Genomic DNA, 16,692 nt, shown 5'->3' with positions numbered 1-16,692 from the left:
CGACGGCGAAGGCCCCCGTTACCGCAGTGGGGAACCGGGGCCTTCGCCGTGCCGGGGCCGGCTGTGCGTACCTCGCCCGCGGTCGCCGTCGTACGGCCGTCAGCCGCCCGTCAGTGGGCGGGCGGCCTGGGCGGCGGTGCCGCGCGGCGGCCGCTCGGGGTGCTGCGGGCGGCGGCTGCCCGCCGGGGTCACCGGGGTGCGCTCCGAGCGGGCCGTGTGCGGGCCGGGTGCCAGATGGATCGGGGCCCTGGGCGCGCGGGCCAGGGAGACCGGCTCGCGCTCCGGCGTCGTGCGCTCGACGACCGCCGGACGCGGCTTGAGGATCACCGGCACCGGGACGGGCGCGCCCACTGTGGCGCCGCGGCGGGCACGCCAGCGGTCGCGCAGGTCGAAGAGCCAGGTCTCGGCGCGGGCGATGAACGGCTCGCACCACGGCAGCGCCAGCAGGATCAGCAGCCCCGCGGCCCAGCCCAGCAGGACGTCGCTCAGCCAGTGCGTACCGAGGTAGACGGTGGACATGCCGACGCCGAGGGAGGTGACCGCCGAGGCGGCCGAGAGCCAGCGGCGGGCTCTCGGGGTGGAGGCCAGATATGCCAGAATTCCCCAGGTCACCACCGCGTTGGCGGTGTGTCCGCTGGGGAATATATCGCCGCCCAGGCCCATCTCGTTCGAGCCGATGACGGTCGCGTAGTGCGGTCCGAGGCGCCCCATGCCGAGCTTGGCGGCACCGACCGTGATGTTGAGCAGCAGCAGCGAGGCGCCGAGCGTGAGCAGCGGGCGCAGGGTGTGCTGCCGCCACGAGCGCCAGCCCAGCCAGGCCGCGACCATCACGGCGGTCGGGCCGCGCTGGCCGAGGACCACGTAGTAGTCGACGAACCAGTGGATTCCCGACCACTGCTGGTACGGCCGGAAGAACATGACCTGCCAGTCGAGCCGGACCAGCCAGGACGTGATCACGACGGCCCACACGATCGCAAGGTAGAAGGCGAGGGTCGCGGTGAACAACACGACCCGGTGCCGGCTCATCTTCGGCACATCAATGTGGGTGGGCCGTTCCGGCTCACGGTCCAGCCTGGCGAACACCCGGTCCAGACGGGTGAGGTTTCGTTCGGTACGCACCCAATCGACGTTACAGCGAGTGAGCTCTGTTCCCGGACGAAACAGCGGCTTTGTGATGACGATGTGATGTGGGAAACCTCTCAGGAGGCCGCCGAATTCTAAGGATTCCGTAATCCTCGGCCGGTCCGCCCTTCAATTCCTTTGATCATGTCGGGTCGCCGTTTTATGGCACTTATGAATTCGTTAACCAGAGCATGGGGTGGAATTCTCCGGCTGCTCATCGCGGCCACCGAAATGATCATGGAGGCCCGGAGCCGTTCAGCCAGAACGCGCCATAGACCGCCGAAGCCACCGCCACACCGGCCGTGACCAGCGCTGATCTGCCGGTGCGCAGTCGGGCGAGGGCGCGGGCGAGCGGCAGCAGGACCGGGAAGGCGGGCATCAGCAGGCGCGGCTTGGACCCGAAGTAGCTCGACGCGCAGAGCGCGAGCGCGAGGACGACACCCGTGTAGACCAGCAACGGGAGCGGCTGACGCTGGCGGACGCCGGCCACGTAGAGCCACAGCAGCAGGCCGACGCCGAGGACCAGGCCCGCACCGGCCGCGGCCGACGGGAATGACGTGAACTTGTCGGCGACGAAGCGGGCGAACGCGTAGCCGCCGTCGAAGCCGTTGCGCCAGCCCGCCTGGACGTCCAGGTACCCCAGCGCGCCCCGGCCGGTGCGGTGGCCGACCCACAGGACATAGGCGGCGGTGCCGACGGGGGCGAGGAGCAGGCCGAGGGCGCGGCGCCCGACCGGGGCGGCGGCGGTGCCGACACGGGGGGCGCTTGTTTCATGGGGTGCGCCGGTTGTCTGTGGTGCGCGCCGGGCACGGGCGGCGCTGGAGATGTCGGGGGCACGTTCGTCGAGTCGCGCGCCGTCCCGCTGATCCGCACCCCCCTCCCGTGCGCCCCTGACTCGGTCCCGCACGAACGGGACCACCCCCGCCGCCCACACCGCCGCCACCACGGCGAGCCCCACCGGCCGGGTCAGCCCCGCCAGCGCGGCCAGTGCCCCGGCGCCCACCCAGCGGCCGGTCAGCACGGCGTACAGCGACCACGCGGCCAGCGCCGTGAACAGCGACTCGCTGTACGCCATCGACTGCACGATCCCGACCGGCAGGACGGCCCACACCAGCACCGCGCAGACCCCCACCCGCCGGCCGTACACGACCTCCGTGACGGCGAAGATCCCCCAGGCCGCGGCGAGCGAGGCGAGCACGCTCACGGTGAAGCCGGCGCCGGCGTACGACAGGGGCGTGAGCGCGTGCAGCAGGCGCTCCAGCCAGGGCAGCAGCGGGAAGAAGGCCAGGTCGGAGTGGACGTCGCCGTTCGGCAGCCGCACCTCGTAGCCGTAGCCCGGGCCGGCGACCCGTGCGTACCACAGCGAGTCCCAGCGCGCCGTCAGCAGGATGTACGCGCTTTTGCCGCGCGCCGCGCTCCACCCGGCCAGCACGACCAGGCCCAGGGCGCGTACCGCCGCGTACCCGAGCAGGGCCGGCGCCGCCCGGCGCAGGGCGAGGGCGCACGGAGCCGCCACGGGCGCTTCAAGATCGGTCACGGGCTCGATTATCGACGGGAGGCGGAACCGCCGGGTTCCACGCGGGCGTGGTGCGCAACGGGGCAGTGGTGTACGCCACACGAGTTCTCCGGAGCGTGTGAGAGGTCCGCCACGTACCCCCGTAACGAACTCGCGTACGCTGACATGTCACTCGCGTTCGTATGCGCGGGCCGGAGACCCCGCTCCTCTCCGGCCGTACGACGGGGCGTCCCCACCCCGCCGGTCCGCCGCACGTGAGGGATCTCTGGGAGGTAGGTACATGTCCGGGACGACCACGGCCGCCGTACGACCGCGCCGTCGGGCGGCGTCCAGGGCCGGTGCCGGCGCCAACCGCTGGGTCGTCCTCGTCGTCCTCTGCGTCAGCCTGCTGCTGGTCGCCCTCGACGCGACCGTGCTGCACGTCGCGGTGCCGGCCGTCACCGAGGACCTCAGGCCCGGCGCCATGGAACTGCTCTGGATCGTCGACGTCTACCCGCTGGTCTGCGCCTCGCTGCTGATCCTCTTCGGCACGCTCGGCGACCGGGTGGGCCGGCGCCGCGTGCTGCTCCTCGGCTACGCCCTGTTCGGCATCGCCTCCGCGGCGGCCGCCCTCGCGCCGAGCGCGGCGGCGCTGATCGGGGCCCGTGCGCTGCTCGGCGTCGGCGGGGCGATGATCATGCCGGCGACCCTCTCCATCCTCCGGCAGGTCTTCCCCGACCGCCGCGAGCGGGCTCTCGCCATCGGCGTCTGGAGCGCGGTGGCGGCGGTCGGCGCGGCGGTGGGACCCCTGCTCGGCGGCTTCCTGCTCGAACACTTCTGGTGGGGCTCCGTCTTCCTGGTCAACATCCCGCTGATGCTGGTCAGCCTCCCGGTGGGGCGCCTCTTCCTCCCCGAGTCGCGCGGCGACCGCGACGGCCCCTGGGACGTGGTCGGCGCCCTGATGGCGGCGGCCGGCCTGTTCGGCGTCGTGTTCGCGGTGAAGCGGCTGGGCGGCGGCGAGCCGGCGGGCAGCGTCCTGACGGCGGCGCCGCTGCTGCTGGGCGCGCTGCTGCTGGTCCTCTTCGTACGACGGCAACGGCGGCGGACGTTCCCGCTGGTGGACCTGAAGATGTTCGCGCGGCCGGCGTTCAGTACGGCGGTGGGCTGCATCGTGCTGGCGATGCTGGCGCTGGTGGGCCTTGAGCTGATCGCCGCGCAGTATCTGCAACTGGTGCTGGGGCTGTCGCCCCTGCAGACCGGGCTGCGGTTGCTGCCGCTGACGCTCGCCGCGATGGCCGCGGGGCTGGCCGGGGCGCGGCTGCTGCGGCGGTTCGGGCCGCGCCGGATGGTGTGCTTCGGCTTCTGCCTGACCGCGGCGGCGGTGCTCACCCTGACGGCGATGGGCGGGGTGGACAACGCGGGTCTGCTGCTCGCCGGTTTCCTGCTGCTGGGCTTCGGTCTGGAGACCACGCTCTTCGGGGCGTACGAGTCGATGCTGAGCGAGGCGCCGGCGGAGCAGGCCGGTGGGGCGGCGGCGATCGGCGAGACGTCGTACCAGCTGGGCGCCGGGATCGGGATCGCACTGCTCGGCAGCGTGATGAACGCGGCGTACGCGCCCGGGCTGGCGGCGGTGCCGGGGGTACCGGGGCCGGCGTCGGCCGCGGCGGGGCACTCGCTGGGCGAGGCGTACGCGGTCGCCGGACGGCTGGGCGGGACGGCGGGCGCGGCGTTGCGGCGGGCGGCGCGGGACTCGTTCGTGCACGGGCTGCATGTGACGTTGCTGGTGAGCGCGGGGCTGTTGCTGCTGGGGGCGGTGATGGCGCTGCGGTTGCCGCGGGCGATGCAGTGCGAAGAGGCGCCGGTGGAACTCCCCGCCCCGCGCGAACCCCAACGCTCCCGCGTCTCGGCGTAGCCCGGCCCGCGCGTGCGGGGTGGGCCGCCCTGCGGGTGCTCCGCGTCGGCGGGTGCGGGCCAGAGCTTTTCCCGCCCACGCACCGCCCGTGCGGGTGAGGAGGGAGGTGGGACGACCTGTGGGGGTTGGTGGTGGTTGGCGGGTGCGGGTCGGTGCTTTTCCCGGTGGCGTGCCGCCCGTGCGGGTGGGGAGGGAGGTGGGACGACCTGTGGGGGTTGGTGGTGGTTGGCGGGTGGGGGGCAAGGCTTTGCCGGTCGCGTGCCGTCCGTGCGGTGTTGGGGGGAGTGGGCCTAAGCTGGAGTAACTAGCGGTGCTAGTTTTGGGAGGGTTCTGATGTCCGCGTCCGTGAAGTTGCCTCCGTTCGATGCCGGTGACCCGCTCGGGATCGACGATCTGCTGGAGCCGGAGGATGTCGCCGTACGGGAGACCGTGCGGAGGTGGGCGGCTGACCGGGTGCTGCCGTTCGTCGCCGAGTGGTACGAGAGCGGGGAACTGCCCGGCATCAGGGAACTCGCCAAGGAACTCGGGTCGATCGGGGCGCTCGGCATGTCGCTCAGCGGCTACGGCTGCGCCGGGGCGTCCGCCGTGCAGTACGGGCTCGCCTGCCTGGAGCTGGAGGCCGCCGACTCGGGCATCCGGTCGCTGGTCTCCGTGCAGGGGTCGCTCGCCATGTACGCGATCCACCGGTTCGGGAGTGAGGAACAGAGGTCGCGGTGGCTGCCGGGCATGGCCGCCGGTGACGTCATCGGGTGCTTCGGGCTCACCGAGCCGGACCACGGGTCCGACCCGGCCGCCATGCGGACGTACGCCAGGCGCGACGCGGGCGGCGACTGGGTGCTCAGCGGCCGGAAGATGTGGATCACCAACGGGTCGGTGGCCGGCGTCGCCGTCGTGTGGGCGCAGACGGAGAACGGCATCCGCGGGTTCGTCGTGCCCACGGACACGCCGGGGTTCTCGGCACCCGAGATCAGGCACAAGTGGTCGCTGCGGGCCAGTGTCACCAGTGAGCTGGTGATGGACGACGTACGGCTGCCCGCCGACGCCGTACTGCCGGAGGTCACCGGGCTCAAGGGGCCGCTCAGCTGTCTGTCGCACGCCCGGTACGGGATCGTGTGGGGTGCCATGGGCGCGGCCCGCACCTGCTTCGAGGCCGCCGTCGACTACGCGAAGTCACGGGAGCAGTTCGGTCGGCCCATCGGCGGCTTCCAGCTCACCCAGGCCAAACTCGCCGACATGGCGGTCGAACTGCACAAGGGGATCCTGCTCGCCCACCATCTGGGGCGGCGGATGGACGCCGGCCGCCTGCGTCCCGAGCAGGTCAGCTTCGGCAAACTCAACAACGTGCGCGAGGCGATCGAAATCTGCCGTACGGCGCGGACGATTCTCGGGGCGAACGGGATCTCGCTGGAGTACCCCGTGATGCGGCACGCGACCAACCTCGAATCGGTGCTCACCTACGAGGGCACCGTCGAGATGCACCAGCTGGTGCTGGGCAAGGCACTCACCGGGCTCGACGCCTTCCGGTGACCCCGCGCCGGGGCAGGGCCGGTGAGCGGCCCTGCCTCAGCTCTGGTTGAAGAAGCCGTCCTCGCGGCGCCGGGCCGGCTCACCGCTGACGATCTCGGTGTTCGCGGGGGTCAGCAGGAAGACCCGGTTGGCGACCCGCTCGATCGTGCCGCGCAGGCCGAAGGTCAGCCCGGCCGCGAAGTCGACCACCCGCTTGGCGTCGGCCGGCTCCATGGCCGTGAGGTTCACGATGACCGGCACGCCCTCCCGGAAGAGCTCGCCGATCGCGCGGGCGTCCCGGAAGCTGTCCGGGGTGACCGTGCCGATCCGGCGGCCCTTCTCCTCGGCGGTGTCCGAGGCCACCTTGACCCGGGGGTCGGTGACCCAGGCATCCCCGGGCTGCTCGGTCCCTTCGGAGTAGTCGTCGTCGTAGTAGCGCTCGTCATCGTTGTCGTCGACCAGGCCAAGCCAGGCACTCGCCTTGCGTACCGATCCCATGGACGCCTCCTCTCACAGCGGTCTTATCTGCTTCCGCATCCCTATCGTCGTCCATGATGCGGATGTCGCGCCAAGTGGATAGACGCCGCACGGGGGGTTTGTGACGGTACTGGTGCAGAGCCAAAACGTCGAGAGCCCAGGTACCCCAAGGGCGTTGGTTCACACACCTGCTGACTGAGAGTGAAATATGATTGTCTCCGGCGTCCGGGTGATGAATGGTGCGTCCGAGTGAACAGACAGGGGCGAGGCAGGGGGAGTTCGGACCCTCTGTGACGGGCTGTCGACGGCCCTTTGACGGGCCTTCGGGTGAGGGGACCGCCCGCTCTGCCGAGCGGTGGTGTCCGGAAAAAGGCCTGGTGGGCGGCGTGCGCGCGGCCTGGGACAGGGCCGGGGCGCGTCGGGCGCGGTGATCGCCGGAGGTTCGCGCGGGATGTCGCGCGCCATCGTGGGCTCCGCCGCCCGGCGCTGACGACGGATCAGGGGCGCCGGCCGGTCCGGCTGCGGCGGCCGCCGCAACGGCGTCAACCTGCGTGCGAGGGCGTCACCGTATACGGACGGCGGCGCCGGGGCCGCCGCCTCGGCATTCGCCTTGATCCTGTTTCCGTGACGTAAAACAAAAACATGATCGGGTGACCGCTGCCCGGGGAGGTTCGTTGGCCGGAGCGCCGAACCATTTCTCCCCCGGTTCAGCGCATCCATCAACTCGCCTCGTCATTAAGGCACATCTGTGCAAGCAGCCACCATCCGCGCCAGGCTCCTGAGGATTCTGGTGCTGGCCCTCGCCGTCCTGCTGACGTTGCTGGGCATCGCGGCCACCGAGCAGGTCTCCGCCTACCGCAACGCCTCCGCCACCGCGGCCGACGCCCGGCTGGAGATCACGCTGCAGGGCCTCATCCACGAACTCCAGAAGGAGCGCGGTCTCACCACCGGATACGTCGGCGGCGTCAGCGACTTCGCCGGCAAGCTGCCCGCGCAGCGCAAGGCCACCGACACCGCCCGCGACCGGCTCGCCCAGGCGCTCCGGGGCCGGCCCGACCCGGCCGCCGGCTCGGTCCGCGAGTCCCTCGGACGGCTCGACGGACTCACCGGCATCCGCGAGCACGCGGACGACCACACCGGCGTGGTGAAGGACACCTTCGACTACTTCACCACCACCATCACCGTCCTGGACCGGCTCGACCTCGGCCTGAGCGACGTCCACGACGCCACCCTGCGCGACGCCTACCAGGCCCTGCGGACCCTCGGCAACGCCAAGGAGTTCACCGGCGAGGAGCGCGCCATCGTGCTCGGCTCGGTGCGCGCCGGACGGTTCCAGGGCGACGACTACAGCCGGTTCATGGAGATCAGGGCCGGCCGCCTCGCCGCCCTCGACGCCTTCCCGCGCTCGGCCACCGACGCCCAGCAACGCCGCCTGGACGCCGCCATGACCACCCCGGACGCCGAGCGCGCCCTGGCCTACGAGGACACCGCCGTCAAGGCCGGCGGAAAACTGAAGTGGAACGACATCCCGCCCATGCGGTGGTGGGACGCGATGACCGCCACCATCAACGGGCTGCGCGACGTCCAGGTCTCGCTCGGCACCGACGTCGAGGACCGGGCCGCCGCGCTGGAGGGCACCGCCCAGCGCGACCTGCTGCTCTTCCTGCTGCTCGCCCTCGGCACCGTCGCCGCGCTCGGAGCGCTCGCCCTCGACTGCGTACGGTCCGTCTCCGCGCCGCTCGCCGAACTCGCCCAGCAGGCCCGCGAGATCGCCGGGCAGCGGCTGCCGAAGGCCGTCACCGCCGTCCAGGACGGCTCCGGCGGCGCGAAACCCGAGCCGCCGGCCCCGCTCGCCGTGTCCGACAAGGCCGGCGCCGAGGTCAAGGAGGTCGCCGAGGCCTTCGACCGGGTGCAGCAGGCTGCCTACGACCTCGCCACCGAGCAGGCCGTGCTGCGCCGCAACACCACCGACTCGCTGGTGAGCCTCGGCCGCCGCAACCAGAACCTGGTGCGCCGGCAGATCAGCTTCATCAACAAGCTGGAGCACGAGGACGCCGACCCCGCGACCCTCGCCAGCCTCTTCGAACTGGACCACCTCGCGACCCGTATGCGCCGCAACGCCGAGAGCCTGCTCGTCCTCGCCGGGGAGTCCAGCCCCCGGCCCTGGTCCACCCCGCTGTCCATCACGGACGTGCTGCGTGCCTCCCTGGCGGAGGTCGAGGAGTACCGCCGGGTCACCCTGCGCCGGGTCGAGCCGGCCCGTCTCACCGGCTCGGTCGTCGCCGAGATCGCCCACCTCCTCGCCGAGCTGATCGAGAACGCGCTGAGCTTCTCCCCGCCGGACTCGGACGTGGAGATCGAGGGCCGCCGCACCAGCGCCGGCTATCTGGTCGCCATCGTCGACCACGGCCTCGGCATGGACGCCCGGGCGCTCGCGGAGGCCAACGTACGGCTTTCCGGCACCGCCGGCTTCATGGCCGAACCCACCCGCTTCCTCGGGCACTTCGTGGTCGGCGCGCTTGCCCGCAAGTGCGGGATCGAGGTACGGCTCGGCGAGGCGCCGGCCGCCGGAGTGGTCGCCCGGGTGCTCATTCCGGTCAGTCTGCTCACGGAGGCGACGGCGACTGCCCAGGAGGCCGCCGGCACCGAACCGTCCGCCGTGATCCCGGCCCCGCGCCAGGAGCCCGACGAGACACGGCCGGTCGCCGCCGGGGCCACGCCCGAGCAGCCGCAGAAGAAGGGCGCCTCGGCCGCCCGCACCCGCAACGGGCTCGTCAAGCGGCCCCAGCGCAGCGCGATCGCGGAGGCCGTCAGCGAGACCGACCGCACCGGCCGGCCGGCGCCCGCCGAACCCACGCCCCAGCGCAGCCCCGAGGAGGTCTCCGGGATGCTCGCCACTCTGCGCAGCGCGCACATGCGGGGCGGGATCAGCGTGGAGAGGGAGAAACGGGAGCGGGAGCGGAAAGCCGACGTGAAGAGCGCTGCGAAGGCCGACGTGAAGAGCGACGTGAAGGCAGATGCGAAGGCCGGTGTGCAGAGCGACGTGAAGGCCGACGTGAAGGCCGGTGTGCAGAGCGACGTGAAGGCCGACGTGAAGGCCGGTGTGCAGGCCGACGTGGCAACCGGCGTGAAGGGCCCCGCGCAAGTCGGTGTGAAGGGCGATGCGCAGGGCGGAGGGGACGCCCAGTGACCACTGTCGGCACCCCCAGCGACTCGCGGACCTTCAACTGGCTGCTCGCGAACTTCGTCAGGTCCACGGACGGGGTACGGGACGCGGTCGCCGTCTCCTCCGACGGGCTGCTGATCGCCGTCTCGGACGGGCTCGGGCGTACCGAGGCCGACCATCTCGCGGCGATCGTCTCAGGGCTCTCGTCGCTCGCGCGCAGCGCGTCCAAGCGGTACAGCTTCGACGGGGTCAAGCTCATCATGATCGAGATGGGGCGCGGCTTCCTGCTGGTCTCGGCGATCCGGGACGGCAGCTGTCTCGGCGTCCTCGCCGACTCCGGCGGCGAGCTGGGACTCGTCGGCTACGAGATGGCGGTCCTCGCGGAACGGGCCGGTGACCTGCTGACCCCGACGCTCATCGCCGATCTGCGGCAGGCGTTGCCACGATGAGCGAGACGGAACCGCACGAACCCGTCGAGGACGCCTCCTTCGTACGGCCGTTCATCATCACCGGCGGACGGGCCGAGCCGCTCCAGACCGATCTGCGGCTGGAGACGATGGTGATGGCCGTGGGGGAGCCGGACGAGTCGCTCACGTTCGAACGCCGGCACATCGTGGCGGTGTGCGCGCAGCCGACGACGGTCGCCGAGGTGGCGCACCGGGTCGGCGTACCCCTCGGAGTCGCCAAGGTGCTGATCTCCGATCTGGTCGTCGCCGGGCAGCTCACCTGCCGGCAACCCGCGGAGCTGCCGCTCCAGTTGCTCGAAAGGATCAGGGACCATGTCCGGGCGCTCTGAGCGGGTGGTACCGCTCGCCGTGAAGATCGTGGTGAGTGGGGGACTCGGGGTCGGCAAGACGACGTTCATCGGGGCGATCTCGGAGATCGAGCCGCTGGACACGGAGGCGGCGATCACCCAGGTGTCGGTCGGCGTCGACTCGCTGGCCGGTGTCGAGTCCAAGACCACGACGACCGTGGCGCTCGACTTCGGCCGGATCACGCTGGATCCGACCATCGCGCTGTACCTGTTCGGGACGCCCGGACAGGACCGGTTCTCGTTCCTCTGGGACGACCTGGTGGAGGGAGCACTGGGCACGGTGGTCCTCGCGGACACCCGCCGGATCGAGGAGTGCTTTCCCGCCGTCGACTACTTCGAGGCGCGGGGCGCGCCCTTCGTCCTCGCCGTGAACCGCTTCGACGGGGCCGAGCGGTTCGAACTGGAGGAGGTGCGGGAGGCGCTGGGTCTGGGAGCGGAGGTGCCGGTGCTGGAGTGCGACGCGCGGGAGCGGGGGGCGGTGCGGGATGTGCTGGGGGCGTTGCTGGACCGGGTGATCGGGCAGCGGGTCGGGCCCGCGAAGAGGAGGGTGGCGGTGACGTCGAGGTAGGGGGTGGGACGCCGGGGCGGTGCGGCGGCCGCGGGTTTCGGGCGTGGCCGCCGCGCGGTTCCTCGCGCCCCTTCGGGGGCGCGTCGATGCGGCGTCTGTGGTCGAGGGGAGGGGCGTGCGTGTGAAGACGGAGGGAGAACGTGCAGAGTCCCCGCCGGTCGCGGGGCGCGCAGGGGGTCAGCTCAACAGGAACAGGACCACACTCGACCGAAGTCGATGTGGGAGCGCTTGACCAGCCACTGCTGCGGATGCATGGGCCAAGTGGAACAGGTCTCCGGTTTTCCGTCAACTGACCTGAGACACGTTGCCCACACTCTGGACACCCTTGACAGTGAGGGGAAACGGCGCCGTAGAGTCGACGGACGGCCTTGCTGAGGGGCTCGGCCGTAAGAGCGCCGCAGCGCGGCGCTCCGTGTGAAGGCACCCGCACCCCGTGTGCGCGTCCACCGTGTTCGACTGATCCGCCACGGAGCCTTCGCATGTCTTCCGCGCCCCCCGCCATCCCCGTCATGACCCCCACCGCCTCCGCCCCCGGCACCCCCGGGCCCGAGGTCACCCGATGAGGCCCCAACTGGTGATCGTGGGAGCCGGGCCGCGGGGGACCGGACTCCTGGAGCGCATCGCCGCCAACGCGCCCGAGCTGTACGCCGGTTCGGGCCTCGACATCCATCTGGTCGATCCGCATCCGCCGGGCGCCGGACGCATCTGGCGGGCCGCCCAGTCGCCGCTGCTGTGGATGAACTCGCACGCCGAGGACGTCACCATGTTCACGGACGAGACGGTGCGGATGGCCGGTCCGGTACGGGAGGGCCCCACCCTGCACGAGTGGGCCGGCCTGGACGGCCGTACCTTCGCCGACCGACAGATCCAGGGCCGGTATCTGCGCCACGTCTACGACCGTGCCGTGGCCGACCTCCCCGACGGCGTCACCGTCCACCACCACCCGTGCCGCGCCCTGCGGGTGAGCGGACCGCGTGAGGGGCGCCAGCAGGTCTGGCTGGAGGGCCGGTCGCGCCCGCTCCCCGCCGACCTCGTGGTCCTCGCCCTCGGCCACCTGGACGCCGAACTCGACCCGGAACAGCAGGCGTTGGCCGCCCACGCGGAGGCGCACGGCCTGCTCCACCTGCCGCCCGACTTCACCGCCGACAGCGACCTGTCCGCCCTGCGGCCCGGCGAACCGGTGCTGGTGCGCGGGTTCGGGCTGGCCTTCGTCGACCTGATGGTGCTGCTCACCGAGGGGCGGGGCGGCCGCTACGACGGCGACACCTACCTGCCGTCCGGACGGGAACCGGTGCTGTACGTCGGGTCGCGGCGCGGCGTGCCGTACCACTCGAAGATCGGCTACGACTGGACCGGCGAACGCCCGCCGCTGCCCCGCTTCCTCGGCCCCGGCGAGATCGACGAACTGCTCGCCCGGCCGGGCGGTTTCGACTTCCGGCGGGACGTGTGGCCGCTGGTGGCGAAGGAGCTGGGCTTCGCCCACTACCACCGGCTGTTCACCGTCCACCAGGAGCGGACCGCCGTCGCCTGGCGGGACTTCGAGGAGAAGTACGCCGCCGCCGAGGGCGACGCCGAAGTGCGGGCCCTGGTGGCTGCCGCGGTGCCGGACCCGGCCGACCGGCTCGACCTCGCGGCGCTGGACCACCCGCTGGACGGGGTGCGGTACGGCTCGCACGAGGAGTTCCAGGACGGCCTGCGCGGCTACATCGAGGCGGACCTGAGCCGCCGGCACGATCCCGCGTACAGCCCCGACCTGGCGGTGTTCCTCGGACTGCTCTCGGTGTACGGGCAGGTGGTACGGCTCGGGGACATCGGGTCCTGGTGGCACGGGTTCTTCAGCTACCTCGCCTCGGGGCCGCCGGGCCCCCGGCTGCGGCAGATGCTCGCGCTGTCCCGGGCCGGGGTGCTGCGGTTCCTCGGCGCCGGGATGACGGTGACGGCCGCGGACGGGGTGTTCCGGGCGTCCGCCGACACCGTGCCCGGCTTCACCGTGGAGGCGCGGGCCCTGGTCGAGGCACGACTGCCCGAACCCACCATGGGACGCGCCCGGGACCCGTTGCTGCGCGACCTGCACGCCGGCGAGGCCGCCGAGACGGCCGACGGGCTGCTCCGGGTGGACCCCGCGGACGGGAGGATCCTCGACGCGGGCGGCCGCCCGCATCCCCGCCGGTTCGCGCTCGGCCCGTTCACGAACGGCCGTACGCCCGGGGCGTTCACCCGGCCGCGCACCGGAGGGCCCGCCTTCCGGCAGAACGACGCCACGGCCCGCGCGGCGCTGGCCTTCCTGGCCGGTCTGGCGCGATCCGCCTCGTGAGCGTCCTGCGCGTGCGCGTCCCGGCCGGCCGGACGGACACCGCAGCCCCGGCCGAACGCTGTCGCGGCGCGGAGAGGTTCCGACGGCGAGCAGGGACCGCGGTGGTGCCGGGAAACGATCGTGGCGGCTCTGGCGCGACAGGTGACTTACCGGGAGGTGCGTGGTGATGAGCGGCTCGTACGGGCGGGGGCTGCTGCATCTGGCCGCCGCGGTGGACCAGGCCGGTGTGGTCGACGCGGAGCGGCACGTCGAGCTGGTGCGGCTCGCCGAGAGCGGCGGCCTGGACTTCGTGACACTCGACGACCGGTTTGGGTGGCCGGAGGCCGGCGCGCTCACCGTGCTGGCGCAGGTGGCCCCGGCCACCCGGCGGATCGGGCTGGTGCCGGTCACGACCGCCCCCGAGGCCGCCGTCACCCACCTCGACCGGATCAGCCGGGGGCGGGCCGGCCGGTGGAGCGAGGCCCCGGGACCCGCGCCGGAGCAACCGGTCCGGGTGGCCGACGCCACCGAGCCGGCCGCCCGGCGGGCCGCCGCCCGGTACGCCGACGTCGTCCTGGTGCGGGCCGCGGGCTCCGCGCAGGCCGCCGCCGTACGGGAGGAACTGCGGTCGTACGCCCGGGAGTCCGGGCGGGATCCGGAAGCGCTGCGGATGCTGGTGAGCCTGGTGGTGGATCTGGGCGACGGGGAGCGCGCGGCCGCGCCGGGGCACGGGGGCGGCGGTCCCCGGCAGACCGCGCAGGGGCCGTTGTACCGGGGCGGCCCGGTGGACCTGGCGGAACTGGTCGCCGGCTGGCACGGTGAGGGTGCCGCCGACGGCTTCCACCTGGTCCCCGCCGAACCGCGCCGCGACCTGGAGCGGCTGGTCAACGGCACCGTGGCGCTCCTCCAGCACCGCGGTCTGTTCCGCACCTTCTACCCGGGCAGCACCCTGCGCGAGCACCTCGGCCTCGCCCGGCCCGCCGGGCAGCTCGCGGCGCCCTGAACCACCTCGCGCACCACAGGACAGACATGGCGTGCGGCATGACGAAAGCCAGGAAAGGACTGATCATATGATCGCGGACGCGTCCGGGGACTGGAAGCGCTGGCACGAACACCGCGAGGAGACGGTGGCGGCGCCGTACGGGCCGCTCGCGCTGGTCGGCAGCCACTGGATCGAGGACCATCCGGACGGCAGGCTCCCGGGCGTCCCCGGAAGCTGGACGGCCGACGAGGACGGTGTGGTGCTCACCGCGACCGCGGCCGACGGCCTGGCCGTGGACGGCGAGCCCTTCGCCGGTCAGATCCGGCTCGCCGCCGACCCCGAACCGCAGGCCCGGGTCACCTCCGGCGAGCGCCGGCTGGTCGTGCTGGCCCGCGAGGGCGTCTGGGGCGTACGGGACTACGACCCGGCCGCCGGGACCCGCCGCGCCTTCAGGGGCATCGACGCCACCCCGTACGACCCGCACTGGTCGGTGCCCGGACGCTTCACGCCGTACGCCGAAGACCCGCGCACCGTGCGCGTCGGCACCGCGGACGGAGTGGAGCGCGCGCTCGTGCTCGCCGGAGAACTCGGCTTCACCCTGGCCGGCCGGGAACTGACGCTCCAGGTCGCCGAGCAGGCCGACGGACGGCTGTGGGCGGTCTTCGCCGACACCACCAGCGGGGTCACCAGCTTCCGTTTCAGGTTCCTCTATTCGGCCGCCCCGGCCGCCGACGGCTCCACCACCGTCGACCTCAACCGGGCACAGCTGCCGCAGTGTGCCTTCGCGGACCACTTCATCTGCCCTTTCCCGCCGCCCGGCAACACGCTGGACCTCGCGGTCGAGGCGGGGGAACGCAGTCTCGCCTGAGGCTTTCCCGCGACCTGTGACAGGACGTCAACCTGTGCGGAACACGACGAGATCACCCAAAGTCGGCGTGGTTCGCACACGGTCGCACGGCCGAAAGGCACCCTTGCGGGTACCGGTCGTTCGCCCGAATACTCCCCCTCAGCGCTTGTCAGGGCCATGTGTGTCCGAAATCCGGGCGCCACCCCCTGGCTGCGCCTCACGGGCCCCGACCCCACGCGGGCCCCCGACTTCCCCTGGGAGGGAACGACAAGTGAGGATCAAGCGCACGACTCCCCGCAGCGGTATCACGAGACGGACCCGGCTGATCGCCGTGGGCACCGGTTTCCTGGCCGCGGCCGCGTTCGCCGTCCCCACCGCGAACGCGAGCACCACCCACACCTTCGGCGCCACCGAGCTGAAGGCCGTGAACAGTTCCGTGCTGAAGGCGGACGTCCCCGGCACCGCCTGGGCCGTCGACAGCAAGAACCACCGTGTCGTCCTCACCGTGGACTCCACGGTCTCCAACGCCGAGATCGCCAAGATCAAGCGGCAGGCGGGCGTCAACTCCGGCGCGCTCACCATCAAGCACACCCCCGGCACCTTCAAGAAGCTGATCACTGGCGGCGACGCCATCTACGGCGGCGGCTACCGCTGCTCGCTCGGCTTCAACGTGCACAGCGGGAGCACGTACTACTTCCTGACCGCCGGGCACTGCGGTCAGGTCGCCTCGACCTGGTACAGCAACTCCAGCCACAGCACGGTGCTGGGCACCAACGTCGGCTACAGCTTCCCGGGCAACGACTTCGCGCTGGTGAAGTACACCAACAGCTCGATCGCGCACCCGAGCGCGGTCGGCAGCCAGACCATCTCCAGCGCGGCCACGCCCAGCGTCGGGACGACGGTGTACCGCCGCGGTTCGACCACCGGCACGCACAGCGGCCGGGTCACCGCGCTCAACGCCACCGTCAACTACGGCAGCGGTGACATCGTCTACGGCCTGATCCAGACCACGGTCTGCGCCGAGGGCGGCGACAGCGGCGGCCCGCTCTACGGCGGTTCCGTCGCCTACGGTCTGACCTCCGGCGGCAGCGGTGACTGCACCTCCGGCGGTACGACCTTCTTCCAGCCGGTCACCGAGGCGCTGAGCTACTACGGCGTGAGCATCGGCTGACGACCCCGCGGACCGGCTCCCGGTCCACCGGGCGAGCCCCCGTACCCAACCGGCGTACGGGGGCTCGCTCTTGTCCGGACCCGGGGTTACCGGCGAAGGACCGTTGAAGCAGTCACCCCCTTGGGGGCCGGCGTGGCCGAGGCGCTGGTGGCGGCCGCAGCCGCTCTCGTGTCCGTCGGAGCGGTCCACGCGCAGCGGCGGGGGCGGACGGGGCGGATGGGGGCCGCAGGGCCGACGGATCGGCGGGGGTGAATTCCCGCCAGGGCTGACCTGGCTGACCTGGCTGACCTGGCTGACCGGGGGTCCGGGACGGTACTGCCCGTCGGCGGTGTTCGCACC

The 16,692-nt window shown here is 72.3% G+C and carries 13 protein-coding genes; 10 read left to right on the top strand and 3 right to left on the bottom strand.

Going from position 1 to position 16,692, the window contains the following annotated elements:
• Positions 1-99: 99 nt before the first annotated feature.
• Entirely contained in the window at positions 100-1,119 is a 1,020-nt protein-coding gene (locus AB0M11_RS22065) for a phosphatase PAP2 family protein (protein WP_365707963.1), read from the bottom strand.
• A gap of 238 nt (positions 1,120-1,357) precedes the next feature.
• Positions 1,358-2,659, bottom strand: a complete 1,302-nt coding sequence (locus AB0M11_RS22060; protein ID WP_365707961.1) for a mannosyltransferase family protein — start codon at positions 2,657-2,659, stop codon at positions 1,358-1,360.
• 259 nt (positions 2,660-2,918) lie between these two features.
• On the opposite strand from AB0M11_RS22060, the gene AB0M11_RS22055 reads away from it, so the two are divergent.
• Both AB0M11_RS22055 and AB0M11_RS22050 read left to right on the top strand, forming a co-directional pair.
• Entirely contained in the window at positions 2,919-4,529 is a 1,611-nt protein-coding gene (locus tag AB0M11_RS22055; RefSeq protein ID WP_365707958.1) for an MFS transporter, read from the top strand.
• 333 nt (positions 4,530-4,862) lie between these two features.
• Positions 4,863-6,056: an acyl-CoA dehydrogenase family protein gene (locus AB0M11_RS22050; protein ID WP_365707956.1), complete on the top strand. Its 1,194-nt coding sequence runs from the start codon at positions 4,863-4,865 to the stop codon at positions 6,054-6,056.
• Positions 6,057-6,092: 36 nt separating this feature from the next.
• On the opposite strand, the gene AB0M11_RS22045 is transcribed toward AB0M11_RS22050, so the two are convergent.
• Positions 6,093-6,533, bottom strand: a complete 441-nt coding sequence (locus AB0M11_RS22045) for a cell division protein SepF (RefSeq protein WP_365707954.1) — start codon at positions 6,531-6,533, stop codon at positions 6,093-6,095.
• Positions 6,534-7,260: 727 nt separating this feature from the next.
• Here AB0M11_RS22045 and AB0M11_RS22040 point away from each other — a divergent pair.
• From AB0M11_RS22040 to AB0M11_RS22005, 8 genes are all read left to right on the top strand, one after another.
• Positions 7,261-9,702, top strand: coding sequence for a nitrate- and nitrite sensing domain-containing protein (locus AB0M11_RS22040; RefSeq protein WP_365707952.1), 2,442 nt, complete (start codon positions 7,261-7,263; stop codon positions 9,700-9,702).
• The gene (locus AB0M11_RS22035; RefSeq protein ID WP_365707950.1) at positions 9,699-10,127 is read left to right on the top strand and encodes a roadblock/LC7 domain-containing protein; all 429 of its coding nucleotides are present in this window, start codon (positions 9,699-9,701) and stop codon (positions 10,125-10,127) included. Before AB0M11_RS22040 ends, AB0M11_RS22035 begins: the two co-directional genes overlap by 4 nt.
• Positions 10,124-10,474: a DUF742 domain-containing protein gene (locus AB0M11_RS22030; RefSeq protein WP_365707948.1), complete on the top strand. Its 351-nt coding sequence runs from the start codon at positions 10,124-10,126 to the stop codon at positions 10,472-10,474. Before AB0M11_RS22035 ends, AB0M11_RS22030 begins: the two co-directional genes overlap by 4 nt.
• On the top strand, positions 10,458-11,060 hold the full coding sequence (locus tag AB0M11_RS22025; RefSeq protein ID WP_365707946.1) for an ATP/GTP-binding protein: 603 nt from the start codon (positions 10,458-10,460) through the stop codon (positions 11,058-11,060). The genes AB0M11_RS22030 and AB0M11_RS22025 overlap by 17 nt, the downstream gene beginning before the upstream one ends.
• Before the next feature lie 559 nt (positions 11,061-11,619).
• Positions 11,620-13,374, top strand: coding sequence for an FAD/NAD(P)-binding protein (locus AB0M11_RS22020; RefSeq protein WP_365707944.1), 1,755 nt, complete (start codon positions 11,620-11,622; stop codon positions 13,372-13,374).
• A 166-nt stretch (positions 13,375-13,540) separates the two neighbouring features.
• Complete coding sequence (locus tag AB0M11_RS22015; protein WP_365707942.1) at positions 13,541-14,356, top strand: LLM class flavin-dependent oxidoreductase; 816 nt, start codon at positions 13,541-13,543, stop codon at positions 14,354-14,356.
• Between the two features lie 67 nt (positions 14,357-14,423).
• Positions 14,424-15,203: a DUF1684 domain-containing protein gene (locus AB0M11_RS22010; protein ID WP_365707939.1), complete on the top strand. Its 780-nt coding sequence runs from the start codon at positions 14,424-14,426 to the stop codon at positions 15,201-15,203.
• 250 nt (positions 15,204-15,453) lie between these two features.
• Complete coding sequence (locus AB0M11_RS22005; protein WP_365707937.1) at positions 15,454-16,353, top strand: S1 family peptidase; 900 nt, start codon at positions 15,454-15,456, stop codon at positions 16,351-16,353.
• The last annotated feature ends 339 nt before the right edge of the window (positions 16,354-16,692 follow it).

Source organism: Streptomyces sp. NPDC051987 (assembly GCF_040680735.1).
In the GTDB taxonomy this organism is placed as follows: Bacteria; Actinomycetota; Actinomycetes; order Streptomycetales; family Streptomycetaceae; genus Streptomyces.
Note: the sequence above shows the minus strand (reverse complement) of the source record. Positions and strands in the feature narration are given on the sequence as shown.